Source organism: Pseudomonas sp. PvP009 (assembly GCF_017832995.1).
Taxonomy (GTDB): Bacteria; Pseudomonadota; Gammaproteobacteria; order Pseudomonadales; family Pseudomonadaceae; genus Aquipseudomonas; species Aquipseudomonas syringae.
In genome coordinates this window covers 2,026,052-2,046,553 of the sequence record NZ_JAFIBG010000001.1, presented here as the reverse complement: position 1 = coordinate 2,046,553, position 20,502 = coordinate 2,026,052, and the positions used below count along the sequence as shown (strand labels likewise).

Here is a 20,502-nt window from a genome sequence, read left to right as displayed (position 1 = left end):
CATGATTCTGCCCTGGCTAATCCTGATCCCCTTCATCGGCGGCCTGCTGTGCTGGCTGGGTGAGCGCTTCGGCTCTACCCTGCCGCGCTGGATTGCGTTGCTGACAATGACCCTGGAACTGGTTCTCGGCCTCTGGCTGTGGGCTACCGGCAACTTCGGCTACGCGCCGGTGCCGGGTGCCGATCCAACCTGGACCCTGGAATTCCACCACCCGTGGATCACCCGCTTCGGCATCGACGTGCATCTGGCACTCGATGGCCTGTCGCTGCTGATGATCCTGCTGACCGGCCTGCTGGGCGTGCTTTCGGTGCTGTGCTCGTGGAAGGAAATCCAGCGCAAGGTCGGTTTCTTCCACCTTAACCTGATGTGGATCCTGGGCGGTGTCGTCGGCGTGTTCCTGGCCATCGACCTGTTCATGTTCTTCTTCTTCTGGGAAATGATGCTGGTGCCGATGTATTTCCTCATCGCGCTCTGGGGTCACAGTTCTTCGGACGGCAAGAAAACCCGTATCTATGCAGCCACCAAGTTCTTCATCTTCACTCAGGCCAGCGGCCTGATCATGCTGGTGGCGATCCTGGGCCTGGTGCTGGTGCACTTCAATCAGACCGGCGTGATCACTTTTGCCTACGCCGACCTGCTGAAGACCAAACTGACACCGGGTACCGAGTACATCCTGATGCTGGGCTTCTTCATTGCCTTCGCCGTCAAGCTGCCGGTGGTGCCATTGCACTCATGGCTGCCGGATGCGCATGCCCAGGCACCGACTGCAGGCTCCGTCGACCTGGCGGGTATCCTGCTGAAGACGGCGGCTTACGGCCTGCTGCGCTTTGCCCTGCCGCTGTTCCCCAACGCATCGGCCGAGTTCGCACCGATTGCAATGACGCTGGGCCTGGTCGGTATCTTCTACGGCGCATTCCTCGCGTTTGCCCAGACCGACATCAAGCGTCTGATCGCGTTCTCCAGCGTTTCGCACATGGGCTTCGTGCTGATCGGTATCTACTCGGGCAGCCAGCAAGCGCTGCAAGGCGTACTGATCCAGATGATCGCCCACGGTCTGTCGGCCGCGGCACTGTTCATTCTCAGTGGCCAGTTGTACGAGCGTCTGCACACTCGCGACATGCGTGAGATGGGCGGTCTGTGGTCACGCATCGCCTACATCCCGGCCATCAGCCTGTTCTTTGCCGCCGCCTCTTTGGGTCTGCCGGGCACCGGCAACTTCGTCGGCGAATTCCTGATTCTGCTGGGCAGCTTCGCCAGCTCACCATGGATCACGGCGATCGCCACCTCCGGTCTGGTGTTTGGTTCTGTCTACTCGCTGATCATGATCCACCGCGCCTATTTCGGCCCGTCGAAGTCCGACGAGGTTCTGAAGGGCATGGACGGACGGGAAATGATCATGGTGCTGGGCCTTGCCGTGTTGCTGGTCGTGCTCGGGGTATTCCCGCAGCCGTTCCTCGACACATCGGCGGCGACCATGCACGGCGTGCAGCAATGGCTAGGCACTGCCTTCACTCAACTCGCTTCGGCCCGGTAAGAGCGCTATGGACCTGACGATTCAACACTTTATTGCGCTTGCGCCACTGCTGATCACCAGCCTCACCATTGTCGTGGTGATGCTGGCGATCGCATGGCGCCGCAATCACTCGCAAACGTTCCTGCTTTCGGTAGCAGGCCTCAACCTGGCTCTTCTGTCGATCTATCCAGCACTGAAAGTTGCCCCTCTGGTCGTGACGCCACTGCTGCATATCGACAACTTTGCCTGCCTGTACATGGCGATCATCCTCGCCTCTACCCTCGCTTGCGTGACCATGGCGCACGCCTATCTGGGTGACGGCAAGGCCGGGTATCCGGGCAATCGCGAAGAGCTTTACCTGCTGATCCTGCTGGCAGCTGCCGGTGGACTGGTGCTGGTCAGCGCTCAGCATCTGGCGGGCCTGTTCATCGGCCTGGAACTGCTGTCGGTGCCGGTCTATGGGCTGGTGGCTTATGCCTTCTTCAACAAGCGTTCGCTGGAAGGCGGCATCAAGTACATGGTCCTGTCGGCCGCAGGCTCGGCGTTCCTGCTGTTCGGTATGGCGCTGCTGTACGCAGAGGCAGGCTCGCTGAGTTTCGACGGTATCGGCAAGGCCATCGCAGCGACCGGCATGCCGAGTCCGATTGCCAGCCTGGGTCTGGGCATGATGGTCGTCGGCTTGGCCTTCAAGCTGTCACTGGTGCCTTTCCACCTGTGGACCCCGGACGTTTACGAAGGCGCTCCTGCGCCGGTCGCAGCCTTCCTGGCAACTGCCAGCAAGGTGGCGGTATTCGCGGTACTGGTGCGTCTGTTCCAGGTTTCGCCGGCAGCCAGCAGCGGTGTCCTGCATGATGTACTGGCAGTCATCGCCGTCGCGTCGATCCTGGTCGGCAACCTGCTGGCGCTGACTCAGACCAACCTCAAGCGTCTGTTGGGCTACTCCTCCATCGCGCACTTCGGTTACCTGATGATTGCGCTGGTGGCCAGCAAAGGCATGGCTGTCGAAGCGATCGGCGTCTATCTGGCGACTTACGTCCTGACCTCGCTGGGCAGCTTCGGTGTGATCACCATGATGTCTTCGCCTTACAGCGGACGTGATGCCGACGCAATGTTCGAATACCGTGGTCTGTTCTGGCGTCGCCCTTACCTGACGGCAGTCATGACCCTGATGATGCTGTCGCTGGCAGGTATCCCGCTCACCGCAGGTTTCATCGGCAAGTTCTATATCATCGCCACCGGTGTCGAATCGCAGCTGTGGTGGCTGGTCGGGGCTCTGGTAATCGGTAGCGCCATCGGCGTGTTCTATTACCTGCGCGTGATGGTCACCATGTATCTGGTCGACAACAAGCTTCCTCGCCACGACGCAGCCATCAACTGGGCACAGCGCACGGGCGGCGTGATGCTGCTGGCCGTTGCGATCCTGACCTTCGTGCTGGGTGTCTACCCGCAACCGCTGCTCGATCTGGTGCTCAATGCCGGTCTGCACGTAGCGGGCTGATCCTGCGCAAACGCAAAGCCCTGCTCTCGAGCAGGGCTTTTTTTTGTCTCCGAAAATGGCTGGAACGGCTACCCGGCAACACTTTTCGCGGCCCGCACAGCGCCAGGGGATAGGCCCACCGTTCTTTTGAATGCACGGCTGAACGCGGCCAATGAGCCGTAACCCAGTTGACTGGCAACAGCCTCCAGAGAACAGTGTTCACGGCTAAGCCTGTGCAATGCCAGGCGCATTCTCAGCTCCGTCAGGTACTGCAATGGCGGCATACCCGTTGCCTCGAGAAAGCGCTGTGCGAACACAGAGCGGGAATGCCTGGCCTCACGGGCAAGCGTGGCCACCGTCCAGCGTCTGCCTGGACGCTGGTGCATCATGACGATGGCGCGACTCAGCCGAGGGTCTTGCAAAGCACCGAGCCAGCCTGTGGCATTTCCACAGCCGCCCGCGACCCAACCACGCACCAACAGCGCGGCCACGACTTCAGCAAGACGTGCCAGAATCCCCGCATGCCCGGCCTGCAGCATCAAGGTCTCACGCTCCATTGCCGCGAGCATGGGCCGCAGCTCGGGACATGTCTCCAACAGCGTGCTGACCTGCATGACATCCGGCATGGCGGCAACAAGCGGTTGCATGCCGCCCAGCTCCAACTCCATGCAACAGCTGAAAATGATCGCGTGATCAGAGACTCCGCCCTCCTCGTCGTATGCCCCATTGTGAACGCCATCGACAATGCCGGTAGACGGGTCAAACAGCTGTATATCGCTCGCAGCCGTGTCTTCAGCCGGCAAAATGGCATGGTGCCCACCGCGCGGAATCAGAACCGCGTCCCCGCTGTCAAGCCTGCATAGAACGTTCTCAGCGCTGCGCAACCACACCGGCCCACGTCCGACGAAATGAAACTGTGCTCGCCCGATTGCGTTACTGAAGCCAACACCAATAGGCGGTACGACTTTCAACCTCCGGAATTGAACACCGAATAGACGCATACCGAGCAGCAGTTCGCTGATGGGGTCATTTGAGCAGGTTGGCATGGAGAACGGTGACCATGAATTCAGGACGATTAATCAATTTTTCCGGATCTTACGTCATAGACCGTCCTGCGTCATCGACCTACAGTGCGCCCATCACTTCTGCCGCAGGGAAATCGCCTCATGAATCACATTCGCTTCGTTCGCCTACTGCGTAATACCTGGCTTGTCGCGCTGTTAAGCGGACTATCGTCAATTGCCCTGGCAATAGAAAAAAACTACACCGTCACAGCCCCTGACGGCGTCAAACTCGCTGTGCAGGAATCAGGAGATCCGAACGGCCCGGCTCTGATTTTCATCCACGGCCTGCTGGGCAGTCACCTCAATTGGGAGAAGCAGATCGGTAGTCCTCAGCTGCAGCGCTACCGGATGATTACCTATGACCTGCGCGGTCACGGGCTTTCCGATAAGCCCGAGAATATCGAGGCGTACCGCAATGGACGTCATTATGCGGACGATCTGGCAGCGGTAGTTGAAGCCACTGCAAGCAGGCGTCCGGTGCTGGTTGGCTGGTCAATGGGCGGCGTGGTCATGTCCAACTACCTCGCCACCTATGGCGATGCGAAGATCGGCGGGGTTGTGTATGTCGATGGTGTCATCGAGCTCAACGCTGCTTTGATTACAGCTCATCCTCAAGTGTATGCAGGCCTGAGCTCAGAGGACCTGAAGACCCACCTTGATGCAGTACGTACTTTTCTCGGACTGTGCTTCCAGACAAAACCGGATGCACTAACATTCGGACGGCTGTTATCGAGTGCCGCGATGGCATCGTGGGCGATGACCCGTGCTACGCCTGCAATGACTGTCGATGCGGCAGAAGGCTTGCCCAGGGCAAAGGTGCCGGTATTGATGCTGTATGGCGGCAAGGATGAGCTGGTCAATGTTCAGCCCAGCATCGCACGTGCCCGGCAACTCAATGCGCGGATTCAATCCAAGGTGTACGAAAATTCAGGCCACGCGCCATTTCTGGAAGAAGCATCACGCTTCAATACTGATCTGACAGCCTTCATGGACTCGGCTGCCATCGCGGCAAAAGGCTTAGAATGAGACCTGATCCGAGCGTTATGTCCTAATCAAAAAAACCGCGCATGCTCCTGCCTGATAAATGGCAGGAGGCATGCGCGGGTCTGTGTCGGCTACGCCTCCTTACAATATCAGCCTGGCAGTTTTACGGGCTTCTTGGCTCCGCTGAACAACCCCCAGCTGGACATGAACAGCGCCGCCACCAGAGGTCCGATCACAAAGCCGTTCAGACCAAAGACCGACATGCCGCCCAACGTGGAAATAAGGATCAGGTAGTCCGGCATCTTCGTGTCCTTGCCCACCAGGATCGGGCGCAGTACGTTATCAACCAGACCGATGACGAAGACGCCAAACAAGCCCAGCACCACACCTTGCCAGATCATGCCGCTGAGCAGGAAGTAGACTGCCACCGGCGCCCAGACAATCCCGGCTCCCACCGCAGGCAACAGCGACAGGAACGCCATGATCACCGCCCAAAGCAGCGCACTCGGGATGTCCAGCACCCAGAAGATGAAGCCGCCCAGCGCACCTTGCGTGACCGCGACCACCACGTTGCCTTTGACCGTGGCACGTACCACACGGGTGAACTTGAGCTGCAGACGACGCTTCTGCTGTTCGCCCAACGGGAAGGCGGTGCGGATCTTGCGCACCAGTTCCTGTCCGTCGCGCAGGAAAAAGTACAGCAGGTAGAGCATGATGAAGACGCTCACGACAAAGTCGAACGTGCCCTGTCCAAAGCTGAATGCCTGCGTCGCCAGGTACTGACTGCCCTGCATCGCACCCTTGGCGATCTTATCGCGCAACCCTTCCAGGTCTCCCATGCCCAGACGATCGAGCAGCGCCTGCACGGAGTGCGGCAGCAGGTCCTTGAACTCGGCCAGGTAGCCGGCGATATCCAGTTGCCCGGTCTCGACGTTCTTGTACAGCATGGTCCCCTCCTGAACCAGCAAGGCGCTGATCACGATCACCGGCAGAATCGCGATAACCAGACAGATCATCAGGGTGCACAGGGAGGTGAGATTGCGTGACCAGTTGAACTTGATCTGCAACTTGCGCTGCACAGGCGCGAAGATGATTCCGAGGATGACCGCCCAGAACACTGCGCCATAGAACGGCAGCAGAATCCATATGAAGGCGATGGTCACCAGTACCAGTAGTAGAATGAGGGTTTTGTATTGCAGCGTGGTTTCGTTCATGTCCTGTCCATGTCATTAGACCGCGCATCGCGCCCGGTCTAGAGCTTAGTCAGCACACAAGCGCACGAGTGCCATCTTCTATGAAGGCAATATGACGGCGACGAAAGTCACGGGTGATGGCAGGGATTCAAGCCACTGCCCGACAGACATCAGCGCCGGAACTGACCAAGCAGGCTGTCCAGGCGCGCGCCCGTTCAGCCAGGCTGCGTGAGGTCTTGGCGGTGTGCCGGGTTTCATCGGCGACGCCCTCGACTGCACTCAAGATCTGATGAACGCTGCGATTAATTTCTCTGAAAGGTGCCGGCTGACGTACTACGGGGCAGTCCGCTCTGGCAGGTCTATGCGTACCCGCAATCCCCCTGCCGGACTCTCCTGGAGTTGCAATTGACCGCCCCACGCCTCGACGATGTCGCGCACGATACCAAGACCCAGCCCGTGGCCAGTAATCTGCTCGTCAAGACGAGCGCCCCGACTGAACACTTCTGCGCGTTGCGCCTCGGGAATACCAGGCCCGTCGTCATCCACCAACAGACAGAAGCCCTGATGCTGACTCAGAATGTCCAGACGCACTTCGCTGTCGGCCCATTTGCAGGCGTTGTCCAGCAGGTTGCCGAGCAGCTCGAGAATGTCCTCTCGATCCCACGGCAGGTACATGCCCGCCTCGACATCATTGATCAACTGGAGGTGGGCACCATGAATCATACCCAGCGTGGAGAAAAGCCCGGGCAGTTCGGCGTCACAATCGAAGCGGGCTCCCGGTAGAGCGTCGCCGGAGAGGCGTGCGCGATTAAGCTCGCGCTCCAGACGCAGACGGATATTTTCCAGTTGCTCCTGCAGCGTCCTGCGCAAGGCCGGGTTGGCGTCCAATTGTCCGCTGAGGGCCAGGCTGAGCAAGACCGCGAGCGGTGTTTTCAAGGCATGTCCAAGATTACCCAGTGCATTGCGTGAGCGTTTCAGGCTGTCTTCGGTATGCGCGAGCAAGTGGTTGATCTGCGCCACCAGCGGCTCGAGTTCGAGGGGAACCTGATTATCCAGTTGTGAGCGCTGGCCCTGCTGGAGCTGAAAAATCTGCTCGCGAACGGTTTCAAGCGGACGAAGCGCTCTTCGCACGGTGATGCGTTGCAATACCAGCACCAGGATCAGCGCGGCAAGCCCGAGCCCCATCCCGACCTGCTGCATGAGACGAAAGCTCGCCCTGACCGGCGTATAATCCTGTGCGACGGTGATTGAAATCTGCTTGCCGAACTTGCGGTATTCACTGGTCAGCATCAACAGCGATTGCCCGGTCTTGCCGAGCTCAAGATTGGCATGCAAACCCACCCCAGGCTGGGGCAGCTCGAAATCCCACAGGGAGCGGGAGCGCCAGTGCCCCTGTGGCAGATCCATGCGGAAGTAATGGCCGGACAACGGACGCTGGTATGCACCCGAGAGGCGATGGTCATCCAGCTGCAGCCCGGCAGGACCTCGCACCAGTGCTACCAGCAGGTTTTCACTTTCGTTGCGCAGGCCTGACTCCAGATAGCGCTGCAGGCCCACTTCGAATAGCCAGAGACTGGTCTGCGCCATCACCAGACCGACAACGACCATGACGGCGATCAAACCCAGACTCAGACGCCGCTGTATGGATTTCAACCGCCGACTCCACCGTACAGATAGCCCTGACCGCGGCGTGTCTCGACGACTGCGCGGCCCAACTTGCGCCTCAGGTGATTGACATGGACTTCGATGACGTTGGAATCACGCTCGTTTTCGCCATCGTACAAGTGCTCTGAAAGATGGCTTTTCGAGAGAATCTGTCCCGGGTGGAGCATGAAATAACGCAGCAACCGAAACTCAGCCGAGGTGAGCTGAATATCCACGCCATCCCGGCTGACGCATTGCCGGCCTTCATCCAGATTAAGGCCGGCCGATTCCAGTGTGGGCTGGTTGGCCAGCCCGTGCGAACGTCGCAGCAATGCCTGAATACGCAGCTGCAGCTCTTCAGGATGAAAAGGCTTGGTCAGGTAATCATCGGCGCCTGCCTTCAAGCCTTCTATACGCTCTGACCAGGAGCCCCGCGCGGTCAGAATCAACACGGGGGTCGCCAGACCTTTGCTGCGCCAATGCTGGAGAACCTCAAGCCCTGGCATGCCAGGCAGACCCAGATCCAGAACAATCAAGTCATACGGTTCACTTGCGCCTTGATGAACCGCATCACGCCCGTCAGCCAGCCAGTCGACCGCGTAGCCTTGACGCCCCAGCGCAGCCAGCAGCTCATCGGCAAGGGGAACATGGTCTTCAACCAGTAGCAGGCGCATCAATCATCGTCCTCGTCTTTCAATAATCGGCTATCACGTGCATCGAACTTGAGCTCGCGGACGACGCCCTCAGGGGTCAGCAACTCAAATTCATACACGTACACATTATTCTTTTCCTCGAGCTCGGCCTCCAGCAGACGAGAGCCCGGATGAAGGCCCATCGCGCGTTCGATGAACTGTTCGAGAGGCAGGATGACCCCGCGCTGCCGCAAACTGAGCGCTTCATCCTGATTCAGATCTCTGGCATACACAAAAGAGCAGGTCAGGCTCAAACCAAGGATGACACAGAGACGCTTGTCGACATTCATTAGTTATCCTGATGATTCCTGTAGACCTGGCCCGTGGCGGCGTCCATTTCGAGAACCCACTCAACACCCTGTTTGTCACGCAGCTCGACATTGTAAACGTACCTGCCGTAGATGTTCTTGAACTGCGTGCCGGTGATACTGGCATCGGGGTGTTTGCTCAGCGCTTTGGCATCGAGCTTTTCAGCCGAATGAAGCGTACCGGCCTCACTGAGGCGCAGCACTTCCTGTGGGTCGACCCCACGCGCCTGGATGAAACAGGACGTCAAAACAAATGTAAGGGCCGCCAGCAGGGTGGTCAGCGTTTTCATAGGGGGTATCCATAGCGATCGGTGCTTCTATGGCGTCCACCTTAACCGGTACAACTTAACTCAAACTGAATAGATCTGGCCGAGTGCCATCAAACGTTCTGGCAGGTTTATCGCGGCTAACCCTTGCATGGAGTTTCAGGCCATTGCTGTTAAACTCCTCGATTGCATTTATCGCGTGAGCGATCGCCATTTTTCCGGGGCCAATACACAGTGGAAATCTTCAAAGAGTTTACCTTCGAGTCAGCACACCGCCTCCCCCACGTTCCAGAGGGGCACAAGTGTGGACGCCTGCACGGCCATTCGTTTCGTGTCGGCATTCATCTGGCCGGAAAGGTTGATCCCCATACCGGCTGGATCCGGGACTTCTCGGAAATCAAGGCGATCTTCAAGCCGCTGTATGAACGCCTCGATCATAACTACCTGAATGACATCCCGGGCCTTGAGAATCCGACCAGCGAAAACCTGGCGAAATGGATCTGGAATGAGTTGAAGCCTCTGCTACCGGAGCTGTCGGCAGTCCGTATTCACGAGACTTGCACCAGTGGATGTGAATACCGCGGCGATTGATTGCCCTGACAATAAAAAACCACCTCACCGGTGGTTTTTTTGTGCCTGTCGATCGGCGGCAGATATAGCCACGCAGAGCCATGATGCATAGAAACGAAAACGTGTTTTCACGCTGGTTTTTTGCAGGCACCAGACAAACAAAAACCCTCAACGCGTAAGCGATGAGGGTTTCTGGAATTTAATCTTGACGATGACCTACTCTCACATGGGGAAACCCCACACTACCATCGGCGATACATCGTTTCACTACTGAGTTCGGGATGGGATCAGGTGGTTCCAATGTTCTATGGTCGTCAAGAAATTCGGGTACCGAATCGTGCCCTGCGGCGCGCTTCAGCAAATCGGGTATGTGATAGCAAGCTGTTTCAGGTGTCGTTCGTGACGCAAACTTTCGGTTCGTGTCATCTTCACAGTCACCGCAATCTGCTCATTCAACGCAAATTGCTTGGGTGTTATATGGTCAAGCCTCACGGGCAATTAGTATTGGTTAGCTCAACGCCTCACAGCGCTTACACACCCAACCTATCAACGTCGTAGTCTTCGACGGCCCTTTAGGGAACTCAAGGTTCCAGTGAGATCTCATCTTGAGGCAAGTTTCCCGCTTAGATGCTTTCAGCGGTTATCTTTTCCGAACATAGCTACCCGGCAATGCCACTGGCGTGACAACCGGAACACCAGAGGTTCGTCCACTCCGGTCCTCTCGTACTAGGAGCAGCCCCTCTCAAATCTCAAACGTCCACGGCAGATAGGGACCGAACTGTCTCACGACGTTCTAAACCCAGCTCGCGTACCACTTTAAATGGCGAACAGCCATACCCTTGGGACCGGCTTCAGCCCCAGGATGTGATGAGCCGACATCGAGGTGCCAAACACCGCCGTCGATATGAACTCTTGGGCGGTATCAGCCTGTTATCCCCGGAGTACCTTTTATCCGTTGAGCGATGGCCCTTCCATACAGAACCACCGGATCACTAAGACCTACTTTCGTACCTGCTCGACGTGTCTGTCTCGCAGTCAAGCGCGCTTTTGCCTTTATACTCTACGACCGATTTCCGACCGGTCTGAGCGCACCTTCGTACTCCTCCGTTACTCTTTAGGAGGAGACCGCCCCAGTCAAACTACCCACCATACACTGTCCTCGATCCGGATAACGGACCTGAGTTAGAACCTCAAAGTTGCCAGGGTGGTATTTCAAGGTTGGCTCCACGCAGACTGGCGTCCACGCTTCAAAGCCTCCCACCTATCCTACACAAGCAAATTCAAAGTCCAGTGCAAAGCTATAGTAAAGGTTCACGGGGTCTTTCCGTCTAGCCGCGGATACACTGCATCTTCACAGCGATTTCAATTTCACTGAGTCTCGGGTGGAGACAGCGCCGCCATCGTTACGCCATTCGTGCAGGTCGGAACTTACCCGACAAGGAATTTCGCTACCTTAGGACCGTTATAGTTACGGCCGCCGTTTACCGGGGCTTCGATCAAGAGCTTCGCTTGCGCTAACCCCATCAATTAACCTTCCGGCACCGGGCAGGCGTCACACCCTATACGTCCACTTTCGTGTTTGCAGAGTGCTGTGTTTTTAATAAACAGTCGCAGCGGCCTGGTATCTTCGACCGGCAGGGGCTTACGCAGTAAATGCTTCACCTCCACCGGCGCACCTTCTCCCGAAGTTACGGTGCCATTTTGCCTAGTTCCTTCACCCGAGTTCTCTCAAGCGCCTTGGTATTCTCTACCCAACCACCTGTGTCGGTTTGGGGTACGGTTCCTGGTTACCTGAAGCTTAGAAGCTTTTCTTGGAAGCATGGCATCAACCACTTCGTGTTCTAAAAGAACACTCGTCATCAGCTCTCGGCCTTAAGATCCCGGATTTACCTAAGATCTCAGCCTACCACCTTAAACCTGGACTACCAACGCCAGGCTGGCCTAGCCTTCTCCGTCCCTCCATCGCAATAACCAGAAGTACAGGAATATTAACCTGTTTTCCATCGACTACGCTTTTCAGCCTCGCCTTAGGGACCGACTAACCCTGCGTCGATTAACGTTGCGCAGGAAACCTTGGTCTTTCGGCGTGGGTGTTTTTCACACCCATTGTCGTTACTCATGTCAGCATTCGCACTTCTGATACCTCCAGCAAGCTTCTCAACTCACCTTCACAGGCTTACAGAACGCTCCTCTACCGCATCATCAAAAGATGATACCCGTAGCTTCGGTGCATGGTTTGAGCCCCGTTACATCTTCCGCGCAGGCCGACTCGACTAGTGAGCTATTACGCTTTCTTTAAAGGGTGGCTGCTTCTAAGCCAACCTCCTAGCTGTCTAAGCCTTCCCACATCGTTTCCCACTTAACCATGACTTTGGGACCTTAGCTGACGGTCTGGGTTGTTTCCCTTTTCACGACGGACGTTAGCACCCGCCGTGTGTCTCCCATGCTCGGCACTTGTAGGTATTCGGAGTTTGCATCGGTTTGGTAAGTCGGGATGACCCCCTAGCCGAAACAGTGCTCTACCCCCTACAGTGATACATGAGGCGCTACCTAAATAGCTTTCGAGGAGAACCAGCTATCTCCGAGCTTGATTAGCCTTTCACTCCGATCCACAGGTCATCCGCTAACTTTTCAACGGTAGTCGGTTCGGTCCTCCAGTTAGTGTTACCCAACCTTCAACCTGCCCATGGATAGATCGCCCGGTTTCGGGTCTATTCCCAGCGACTAGACGCCCTATTAAGACTCGCTTTCGCTACGCCTCCCCTATTCGGTTAAGCTCGCCACTGAAAATAAGTCGCTGACCCATTATACAAAAGGTACGCAGTCACCCAACAAAGTGGGCTCCCACTGCTTGTACGCATACGGTTTCAGGATCTATTTCACTCCGCTCTCCGCGGTTCTTTTCGCCTTTCCCTCACGGTACTGGTTCACTATCGGTCAGTCAGTAGTATTTAGCCTTGGAGGATGGTCCCCCCATATTCAGACAAGGTTTCTCGTGCCCCGTCCTACTCGATTTCATTGCAAAGGGATTTTCGCGTACAGGGCTATCACCCACTATGGCCGTCCTTTCCAGAACGTTCCGCTAATCTCAATACAACTTAAGGGCTGGTCCCCGTTCGCTCGCCACTACTAAGGGAATCTCGGTTGATTTCTTTTCCTCAGGGTACTTAGATGTTTCAGTTCCCCTGGTTCGCCTCTTGCACCTATGTATTCAGTACAAGATAACCATCTTATGATGGCTGGGTTCCCCCATTCAGATATCTCCGGATCACAGTCTGTTTGCCGACTCCCCGAAGCTTTTCGCAGGCTACCACGTCTTTCATCGCCTCTGACTGCCAAGGCATCCACCGTATGCGCTTCTTCACTTGACCATATAACCCCAAGCAATCTGGTTATACTGTGAAGACGACATTCGCCGAAAGTTTGCATTTCACAAACTTTACCTTAGCCCGGACACACACCAGTGAAAGAGGTGCCCGGTCTATATTTCTTTCTATCACATACCCAAATTTTTAAAGAACGATCTAATCAAAGACTAGAAATCAACATTCATGCACTGATCATCAGGATCAATGGAATGCTCATTTCTAAGCTTTCAAACAGAAGCAGTAAGTGGTGGAGCCAAGCGGGATCGAACCGCTGACCTCCTGCGTGCAAGGCAGGCGCTCTCCCAGCTGAGCTATGGCCCCGTATTTCTACAGGCGTTTCCCACACAAAATTGGTGGGTCTGGGCAGATTCGAACTGCCGACCTCACCCTTATCAGGGGTGCGCTCTAACCAACTGAGCTACAGACCCAATTTCGAGCTTGTAGCCGCTAGCGTTGAGCTATCAGCTTGGAGCTTAAAGCTGCTTCTAATCGTCTTCTTCAATGAATCAAGCAATTCGTGTGGGTGCTTATGGTGCAGCTGAGTCGTCGATTAAGGAGGTGATCCAGCCGCAGGTTCCCCTACGGCTACCTTGTTACGACTTCACCCCAGTCATGAATCACACCGTGGTAACCGTCCCCCCGAAGGTTAGACTAGCTACTTCTGGTGCAACCCACTCCCATGGTGTGACGGGCGGTGTGTACAAGGCCCGGGAACGTATTCACCGCGACATTCTGATTCGCGATTACTAGCGATTCCGACTTCACGCAGTCGAGTTGCAGACTGCGATCCGGACTACGATCGGTTTTGTGAGATTAGCTCCACCTCGCGGCTTGGCAACCCTCTGTACCGACCATTGTAGCACGTGTGTAGCCCAGGCCGTAAGGGCCATGATGACTTGACGTCATCCCCACCTTCCTCCGGTTTGTCACCGGCAGTCTCCTTAGAGTGCCCACCATAACGTGCTGGTAACTAAGGACAAGGGTTGCGCTCGTTACGGGACTTAACCCAACATCTCACGACACGAGCTGACGACAGCCATGCAGCACCTGTCTCAATGTTCCCGAAGGCACCAATCCATCTCTGGAAAGTTCATTGGATGTCAAGGCCTGGTAAGGTTCTTCGCGTTGCTTCGAATTAAACCACATGCTCCACCGCTTGTGCGGGCCCCCGTCAATTCATTTGAGTTTTAACCTTGCGGCCGTACTCCCCAGGCGGTCAACTTAATGCGTTAGCTGCGCCACTAAGAGCTCAAGGCTCCCAACGGCTAGTTGACATCGTTTACGGCGTGGACTACCAGGGTATCTAATCCTGTTTGCTCCCCACGCTTTCGCACCTCAGTGTCAGTATCAGTCCAGGTGGTCGCCTTCGCCACTGGTGTTCCTTCCTATATCTACGCATTTCACCGCTACACAGGAAATTCCACCACCCTCTACCATACTCTAGCTTGCCAGTTTTGGATGCAGTTCCCAGGTTGAGCCCGGGGATTTCACATTCAACTTAACAAACCACCTACGCGCGCTTTACGCCCAGTAATTCCGATTAACGCTTGCACCCTCTGTATTACCGCGGCTGCTGGCACAGAGTTAGCCGGTGCTTATTCTGTCGGTAACGTCAAAACAGATACGTATTAGGTAACTGCCCTTCCTCCCAACTTAAAGTGCTTTACAATCCGAAGACCTTCTTCACACACGCGGCATGGCTGGATCAGGCTTTCGCCCATTGTCCAATATTCCCCACTGCTGCCTCCCGTAGGAGTCTGGACCGTGTCTCAGTTCCAGTGTGACTGATCATCCTCTCAGACCAGTTACGGATCGTCGCCTTGGTGAGCCATTACCTCACCAACTAGCTAATCCGACCTAGGCTCATCTGATAGCGCAAGGCCCGAATGTCCCCTGCTTTCTCCCGTAGGACGTATGCGGTATTAGCGTCCGTTTCCGAGCGTTATCCCCCACTACCAGGCAGATTCCTAGGCATTACTCACCCGTCCGCCGCTCGCCACCAGGTACAAGTACCCGTGCTGCCGCTCGACTTGCATGTGTTAGGCCTGCCGCCAGCGTTCAATCTGAGCCATGATCAAACTCTTCAGTTCAAACATCTAACTGGGTTTTGAGAAAAACCCTAAACTTGGCTCAGCAATCGTTGGTTACATCTTTGATTTCTCGCGGAGTAACTTGGGTTGCTGATAATCTGTTGACTTCAGTCTGACACCACAAGCACCCACACGAATTGCTTGATTCAGTTGTTAAAGAGCGGTTGGTTAAGACCTTTCGTCTCAACCGAGGCGCGCATTCTACAGCGTCCTCTGTATCTGTCAAGCGGTTATTTTAAGAAGCTTTCAAAGTTTCCTTTGCAACTTCAACCACTTGCGCTGCGATCAACTCTTGAGTTGCTCATCAGCGGGAGGCGAATTCTACAGCGTTACAACCGCGTGTCAAACTCTTTTTTCTCACCGCTGTCGATCAACCCAGACCCGACCTCCTTCCTCGCTGACTCTTCACTTCAAAACCTTGCAAACTATTGATCTACAAGGCTTTTTAGTTTCCGTCTGCGCCGGAAGTGGGGCGAATTATAGACACCTCACAGAGGGCGTCAACCGTTAATTTCAAAATCGCCGAAATTGACCGTTTCGTGATTACTTATATAGAAGAGCACACGCGCCTTGCGCAATATATTGCCCATTCATTGATTATTCCGCATCATGGGCCATTACCTGTACCAGGATCACGCCCAGGATGTACATCTGAAATGTCTGAGAAATCCCGCAACATAGCCTCTGCCCTGTTCCCTCTGGGACTGCTGATGATCGCCATGATCTCGATTCAAAGCGGCGCATCGCTGGCAAAGAGTCTTTTCCCTGTCGTGGGCGCGCAAGGCACCACGACACTCAGGCTGGTATTCGCAAGCCTTATCCTGGTTGCCGTCCTGCGCCCGTGGCGAGCGAATCTGACTGCAAAGTCGTTACGCACTGTCGTGATCTACGGCATTGCGCTGGGCTGCATGAACCTTCTCTTCTATATGTCGTTGCAAACAGTGCCCTTGGGAATTGCAGTAGCCCTGGAGTTCACCGGCCCGCTGGCTGTGGCGTTGCTGTCCTCCCGCAAGCCCATTGATTTCCTCTGGGTAACTCTGGCAGTCATCGGCCTGCTGCTGTTGATCCCTTTGGGGACCTCAGCTGCCGCGATCGATCTGCTCGGTGCAGGCTATGCCTTGGGCGCCGGGGTGTGCTGGGCCGCATACATCGTGTTCGGTCACAAGGCTGGCGCCGACAACGGTGTGCAGACGGCTGCCCTCGGCGTCGTTATTGCCGCGCTCTTTATAGGACCGATTGGCGTGATCCACGCAGGCTCTGCGTTACTGGATATTTCACTGATACCCGCAGCGTTGGGTGTCGCTATCCTGTCGACTGCCCTGCCCTATAGCCTGGAGATGATTGCCCTGACGCGGATGTCGGCGCGTACATTTGGCACGCTCGCAAGCCTGGAACCCGTCTTCGCAGCGCTTTCCGGCCTGGTTTTTCTCCATGAAAGCCTTTCACTGACGCAATGGCTGGCGATCGGCGCAATCATCTTCGCCTCCATCGGCGCAACCCTTGGTTCTGCAAACAGCAAACCTCAACTGGTACCGGCCGACTGAACTTACCACGCAGCAAGAAGCCATATGGCACTAGCATTTGTTACGCGCATGCGCCATGTTTGTACCTGACCGATTTATATTCGGTGGCTATGCGTTACAGTTCAAACGACTCATGGTCCAGTCAATCGGATGGATCGCGATCAGCAATGGCCCGCTAAGGAAAGGAATGAAATACATTTTTGTCGTATTGGCCATATTGGCTGTGGCAGGTTGTGCAGCCACATCCAAACCCGTCACGCAAAGCAAGCGAGGCATCCACATCAACTGCTCAGGCCTCACGTCGTCTTGGGCAAAATGCTACGAACTGGCTACCAACTCTTGCGCTTCCAGAACATTCAAAGTGATCGCAAAGTCCGGCGATGCCACCGAGGAGCCCGAAGACTATCCGTTCGGCCTGAACCCGGCGGGTTACACCAGCCGCAGCATGATCATCGTGTGCAGGAAAGCAGCACCACTGGCCGATCCGTCACCGCAGGACTGAGCCCGCGGCAACGTGAAGGCTTGATCAGACAGGGATCGTGCGGGCCTGCAGCCACAACAGCGCAGTGCCCTGCAGAAACGGGCTCAAGCGCGTCAGAACCTGCACATGGTAGTCGTTCAGCCAGGCGCGTTCTTCTGCGTTCAACATCGACACCTCGAGGCAACGGGTGTCGATCGGGCACAGCGTCAGGGTTTCAAAGCGCAGGAACTCGCCGAACTCGGTTTTGCCTGCTTCCTGGTTGATCACCAGGTTTTCGATACGCACCCCCCAGCGTCCAGGCCGGTACGTACCGGGCTCGATGGACGTGATCATCCCTGGCAGCATGGCCGTCTGCGGCGTTGCAGGTGCCTGATAGGCAATGACTTGCGGCCCCTCGTGCACATTCAGGAAATAACCCACACCGTGCCCGGTGCCGTGGCCGTAATTGACACCCTCACTCCAGATCGGCGCTCGGGCGATGGCGTCCAGCAGCGGCGACTGAATGCCCTTGGGGAATTGAGCACGTGACAGTGCGATCACACCCTTGAGGACGCGCGTACAGTCCTGCTTCTGTTCGGCACTCGGTGTTCCGATCGCCACCATCCGCGTGATGTCAGTGGTGCCACCAAGGTACTGGCCGCCCGAATCGATCAGCAGCAAACCATCACCTTCTATCCGCGCATGCTCCGCCTCGGTGGCGCGATAATGCGGCATTGCGCCATTAGCGTTGAAACCCGCAATAGTCGCGAAGCTGGGCGAGACATAACCCGGACGTCGCTCACGTGCCTGCGTGAGTTTTTCATCGATGGTCAGTTCGCTGACAGGCTCTCGCCCCAGTGCACTGTCCAGCCAGGCGAAGAATTCGCACAGCGCCGCGCCGTCCTGCTCCATTGCCTGACGGATATGAGCCGTATCGGTCTCGGTTTTTCGCGATTTCAGCAACGTGCTCGGGTTAAGCCCTTCAACCAGCGTGACCTCACTGTCCAGGTAATCGAGCAGTCCGCAGGTAACCCGCGCCGGATCGACCAGCAGTCGCGCATCCTTCGGCAGTTCACGCAAGGCGGCGCCAATCTGCGTGTACTCCATGAGGTTAATGGCCTCGCGCTCCAGGCGCGCACGCACCGAGTCCGGCACTTTCTTCGAGTCCACGAACAGCGTGACGCTTTGCGGACCGATCAAGGCAAACGCGATGAACACCGGATTGTAGGAAACGTCAGCGCCACGCAGATTGAACAGCCAGGCGATGTCGTCCAGCGTTGCAATGAAATGCCAGTCAGCTTTTCGCTCGACGATGATCTGACGAACCCGCGCGAGTTTTTCGCTACGGCCCAGTGACGCCTGGGGAGGCAAATGCTCGTAAATCGGGTGGGACGGCAACGCGGGCCGGTCCTGCCATAGCTCGGTAAGCAGGTCGATGTCGGTTCGCAGCCGCGCGCCGCGCTCGTAGAGCTTGCTTGCCAGGGTTCGCGAAGAAGCAACGGCCAGAACCGCGCCATCAACGGCAACCACGCTTTCGGCCTTGGCTTCATCTGCCAGCCATTCGAGCGGACCTTGCTGGCCAGGCATCAGTTTCACCAACTCGATGCCGCTGCCGGCCAGCTCCTTGGTGGCCTGCTCCCAATAGCGGCTGTCAGCCCAAATGCCGGCAAAATCCTGGGTGATGATCAGCGTACCGACCGAGCCGTGAAAACCCGACAGCCACTGGCGCCCCTGCCAATAGCCGGGCAGGTATTCGGAGAGGTGCGGATCCGCTGACGGCACCAGATAGGCATCGATGCGCTCCCTGCTCATCAAGGCGCGGGTTTGCGCCAAACGTTCTGCCACGTCTGAACTGGCATTGGATTGCGTGCTCATTGACTCTCCTGCTGACCCGGAAATTGACTGCTTTCACTGGTTCAGATAATGGAGCACTCATCGAGCCTGAGCAACCGCCCAGAACGCTGGCTGAATCAAAGAGGCGCGAATCGAGTCGACCGCACGCTCTATGTCCTGCTCGCGGGTGAAGCGCCCCAGGCTCAGGCGTATGGTCTGGCTGGCGGCCTGCGGGCTCAGCCCGAGAGCGAGCAGGACATGCGACGGCAGTTTTTTTGCCGAGTTGCAGGCTGAGGTGGACGAAAAGGCCAGACTCTCACCCAGCGCGGCGACGTCCAGATCGTTATGGGTGAAGGTAAAACTGAGTGTGTGGGCAATCCGCTGCGTGGGACTGCCGTTGATACGCACCCCGGGGATCTTGGCCAAGCGCTCACAAAGAAGATCACTCAGCCGCTGTACTTCAACCACTTCTTCTCCGAGCACCTCTGCCGCCAGGGCAAAGGCAGCGCCCATTCCTGCGATCTGATGCGTCGCCAGTGTCCCGGAGCGCAAGCCACATTCGTGGCCTCCCCCATGAATCTGAGCGAGTACACGCTGCTGCGCGCGCGGACCGACGTACAAGGCGCCAACGCCCTTGGGCCCATAGATCTTGTGTGCCGAGAGCGACATCAAATCCACCGCGAGCTGGCTGAGGTCAATCGGCAGCTTGCCAGCGCCTTGTGCAGCGTCGACATGCAACAGCGCCCCGTGCCCACGTACACGCCTGCCGATTTCGGCGATGTCGTTGACGGTACCCAGTTCGTTATTGACCAGCATCAGCGAGACCAGAAATGTATCGTCACGCAAGGCTGCACTGACCGCATCGGCACTGATAAGGCCCTCGCTGTCCGGCGCCAGCCAGGTAACATCGACGCCCTCTTCCTCAAGTTGACGGGCGGTGTCGAGGGTAGCCTTGTGCTCGATCAGGCTGGTGATGATATGACCGGGTCTGCCTCCTAAGACCGCTGCCTGGCGCTTGGCACGTTCCTGAGCTACCCCCTTTATTGCCAGATTGCTGGATTCGGTCGCGCCGGAAGTCCAGATGATCTGCGAGGCTTGCGCACCCACCAGGTGCGCAACCTGCCCACGGGCAAACTCCACTGCAAGGCGGGCTTTCTGGCCGAACGAATGGGAGCTGGAGGCGGGATTACCGAAATTGCCTGATGCCCCCAGGCAATCTACCATCACTCTGATGACGCGCTCGTCCACAGGCGTGGTGGCAGCGTAATCAAAATACAGCACTGGCTCGTTCATGCGTGTTCCTCGTTCACAGACCATGAAGAGGATCATGCACGAAATCAAATAGAACCAAAAATTATAAATTAGCATTTATATAGATTAAAAAAGAATAAATAGAAAGCTACTGTCGTAAAATCCGCTGATCTCTCGACGCCGGATAGAGGCCGTAAGCTGTGTCGTTAAAAAGACATCAACTGATGATATTTTTTTGACACACTTATAAATCAGTACGTTAGATT

General features: G+C 56.3%; 14 protein-coding genes, 2 tRNA genes and 3 rRNA genes. 6 read left to right on the top strand and 13 right to left on the bottom strand.

Annotated features, from left to right (window positions below):
• The first annotated feature begins 1 nt into the window (after nt 1).
• Complete coding sequence (nuoM, locus tag JOE29_RS09100; RefSeq protein ID WP_003395680.1) at nt 2-1,534, top strand: NADH-quinone oxidoreductase subunit M; 1,533 nt, start codon at nt 2-4, stop codon at nt 1,532-1,534.
• Between the two features lie 7 nt (nt 1,535-1,541).
• Nucleotides 1,542-3,011, top strand: coding sequence for an NADH-quinone oxidoreductase subunit NuoN (gene nuoN, locus JOE29_RS09095; RefSeq protein ID WP_024665371.1), 1,470 nt, complete (start codon nt 1,542-1,544; stop codon nt 3,009-3,011).
• Between the two features lie 68 nt (nt 3,012-3,079).
• Here the strand turns inward: nuoN and JOE29_RS09090 are convergent, their stop codons facing one another.
• Complete coding sequence (locus tag JOE29_RS09090; protein ID WP_210079414.1) at nt 3,080-4,036, bottom strand: AraC family transcriptional regulator; 957 nt, start codon at nt 4,034-4,036, stop codon at nt 3,080-3,082.
• Between the two features lie 120 nt (nt 4,037-4,156).
• Here JOE29_RS09090 and JOE29_RS09085 point away from each other — a divergent pair, with 120 nt between their 5' ends.
• Nucleotides 4,157-5,080, top strand: a complete 924-nt coding sequence (locus tag JOE29_RS09085; protein ID WP_210079413.1) for an alpha/beta hydrolase — start codon at nt 4,157-4,159, stop codon at nt 5,078-5,080.
• Nucleotides 5,081-5,187: 107 nt separating this feature from the next.
• On the opposite strand, the gene JOE29_RS09080 is transcribed toward JOE29_RS09085, so the two are convergent.
• The 5 genes from JOE29_RS09080 to JOE29_RS09060 form a co-directional block, all read right to left on the bottom strand.
• Nucleotides 5,188-6,252, bottom strand: coding sequence for an AI-2E family transporter (locus JOE29_RS09080; RefSeq protein ID WP_003426090.1), 1,065 nt, complete (start codon nt 6,250-6,252; stop codon nt 5,188-5,190).
• Between the two features lie 312 nt (nt 6,253-6,564).
• Nucleotides 6,565-7,884, bottom strand: coding sequence for an ATP-binding protein (locus tag JOE29_RS09075; protein ID WP_057407138.1), 1,320 nt, complete (start codon nt 7,882-7,884; stop codon nt 6,565-6,567).
• Nucleotides 7,881-8,549 carry a response regulator transcription factor gene (locus JOE29_RS09070; RefSeq protein ID WP_003426085.1) on the bottom strand — a complete coding sequence of 223 codons (669 nt, stop codon included), beginning with the start codon at nt 8,547-8,549 and terminating at the stop codon, nt 7,881-7,883. The genes JOE29_RS09075 and JOE29_RS09070 overlap by 4 nt, the downstream gene beginning before the upstream one ends.
• Complete coding sequence (locus JOE29_RS09065; RefSeq protein WP_003317989.1) at nt 8,549-8,857, bottom strand: PepSY domain-containing protein; 309 nt, start codon at nt 8,855-8,857, stop codon at nt 8,549-8,551. Before JOE29_RS09065 ends, JOE29_RS09070 begins: the two co-directional genes overlap by 1 nt.
• Nucleotides 8,857-9,165 carry a PepSY domain-containing protein gene (locus JOE29_RS09060; protein ID WP_004417249.1) on the bottom strand — a complete coding sequence of 103 codons (309 nt, stop codon included), beginning with the start codon at nt 9,163-9,165 and terminating at the stop codon, nt 8,857-8,859. Before JOE29_RS09060 ends, JOE29_RS09065 begins: the two co-directional genes overlap by 1 nt.
• Before the next feature lie 210 nt (nt 9,166-9,375).
• Here JOE29_RS09060 and queD point away from each other — a divergent pair, with 210 nt between their 5' ends.
• Entirely contained in the window at nt 9,376-9,732 is a 357-nt protein-coding gene (queD, locus tag JOE29_RS09055) for a 6-carboxytetrahydropterin synthase QueD (protein ID WP_003317991.1), read from the top strand.
• 182 nt (nt 9,733-9,914) lie between these two features.
• Here queD and rrf read toward each other — a convergent pair.
• The 5 genes from rrf to JOE29_RS09030 all read right to left on the bottom strand — a co-directional run bounded on the left by rrf (nt 9,915) and on the right by JOE29_RS09030 (nt 15,169).
• Nucleotides 9,915-10,030 (bottom strand): 5S ribosomal RNA (rrf, locus tag JOE29_RS09050).
• A gap of 158 nt (nt 10,031-10,188) precedes the next feature.
• Nucleotides 10,189-13,082, bottom strand: a 23S ribosomal RNA gene (locus JOE29_RS09045).
• Between the two features lie 242 nt (nt 13,083-13,324).
• Nucleotides 13,325-13,400, bottom strand: a tRNA-Ala gene (locus tag JOE29_RS09040).
• A gap of 30 nt (nt 13,401-13,430) precedes the next feature.
• Nucleotides 13,431-13,507: transfer RNA gene (locus tag JOE29_RS09035), tRNA-Ile, on the bottom strand.
• A gap of 123 nt (nt 13,508-13,630) precedes the next feature.
• Nucleotides 13,631-15,169: ribosomal RNA gene (locus JOE29_RS09030) — 16S ribosomal RNA — on the bottom strand.
• Together the 16S, 23S and 5S rRNA genes with 2 tRNA genes alongside form the textbook arrangement of a ribosomal RNA operon.
• 656 nt (nt 15,170-15,825) lie before the next feature.
• Here JOE29_RS09030 and rhtA point away from each other — a divergent pair.
• Together rhtA and JOE29_RS09020 are read left to right on the top strand one after the other, a co-directional pair.
• Complete coding sequence (gene rhtA / locus JOE29_RS09025) at nt 15,826-16,713, top strand: threonine/homoserine exporter RhtA (RefSeq protein ID WP_003370628.1); 888 nt, start codon at nt 15,826-15,828, stop codon at nt 16,711-16,713.
• 166 nt (nt 16,714-16,879) lie between these two features.
• Nucleotides 16,880-17,194, top strand: coding sequence for a hypothetical protein (locus JOE29_RS09020; RefSeq protein WP_003315720.1), 315 nt, complete (start codon nt 16,880-16,882; stop codon nt 17,192-17,194).
• A 24-nt stretch (nt 17,195-17,218) separates the two neighbouring features.
• Here the strand turns inward: JOE29_RS09020 and JOE29_RS09015 are convergent, their stop codons facing one another.
• Both JOE29_RS09015 and JOE29_RS09010 read right to left on the bottom strand, forming a co-directional pair.
• Nucleotides 17,219-19,027, bottom strand: a complete 1,809-nt coding sequence (locus JOE29_RS09015) for an aminopeptidase P family protein (protein WP_074997503.1) — start codon at nt 19,025-19,027, stop codon at nt 17,219-17,221.
• 57 nt (nt 19,028-19,084) lie between these two features.
• Nucleotides 19,085-20,278: an aminotransferase class V-fold PLP-dependent enzyme gene (locus tag JOE29_RS09010; RefSeq protein WP_074997504.1), complete on the bottom strand. Its 1,194-nt coding sequence runs from the start codon at nt 20,276-20,278 to the stop codon at nt 19,085-19,087.
• Nucleotides 20,279-20,502: the final 224 nt, after the last annotated feature.

Excerpts from the sequence above, each read along its gene's own strand:
- JOE29_RS09010 (WP_074997504.1), bottom strand. The coding sequence starts at position 20,278 with ATGAACGAGCCAGTGCTGTATTTTGATTACGCTGCCACCACGCCTGTG.
- JOE29_RS09060 (WP_004417249.1), bottom strand. The coding sequence starts at position 9,165 with ATGAAAACGCTGACCACCCTGCTGGCGGCCCTTACATTTGTTTTGACG.
- nuoN (WP_024665371.1), top strand. The coding sequence starts at position 1,542 with ATGGACCTGACGATTCAACACTTTATTGCGCTTGCGCCACTGCTGATC.
- rhtA (WP_003370628.1), top strand. The coding sequence starts at position 15,826 with ATGTCTGAGAAATCCCGCAACATAGCCTCTGCCCTGTTCCCTCTGGGA.
- JOE29_RS09065 (WP_003317989.1), bottom strand. The coding sequence starts at position 8,857 with ATGAATGTCGACAAGCGTCTCTGTGTCATCCTTGGTTTGAGCCTGACC.
- JOE29_RS09090 (WP_210079414.1), bottom strand. The coding sequence starts at position 4,036 with ATGCCAACCTGCTCAAATGACCCCATCAGCGAACTGCTGCTCGGTATG.
- JOE29_RS09070 (WP_003426085.1), bottom strand. The coding sequence starts at position 8,549 with ATGCGCCTGCTACTGGTTGAAGACCATGTTCCCCTTGCCGATGAGCTG.
- nuoM (WP_003395680.1), top strand. The coding sequence starts at position 2 with ATGATTCTGCCCTGGCTAATCCTGATCCCCTTCATCGGCGGCCTGCTG.
- JOE29_RS09015 (WP_074997503.1), bottom strand. The coding sequence starts at position 19,027 with ATGAGCACGCAATCCAATGCCAGTTCAGACGTGGCAGAACGTTTGGCG.
- JOE29_RS09080 (WP_003426090.1), bottom strand. The coding sequence starts at position 6,252 with ATGAACGAAACCACGCTGCAATACAAAACCCTCATTCTACTACTGGTA.
- JOE29_RS09085 (WP_210079413.1), top strand. The coding sequence starts at position 4,157 with ATGAATCACATTCGCTTCGTTCGCCTACTGCGTAATACCTGGCTTGTC.
- JOE29_RS09020 (WP_003315720.1), top strand. The coding sequence starts at position 16,880 with ATGAAATACATTTTTGTCGTATTGGCCATATTGGCTGTGGCAGGTTGT.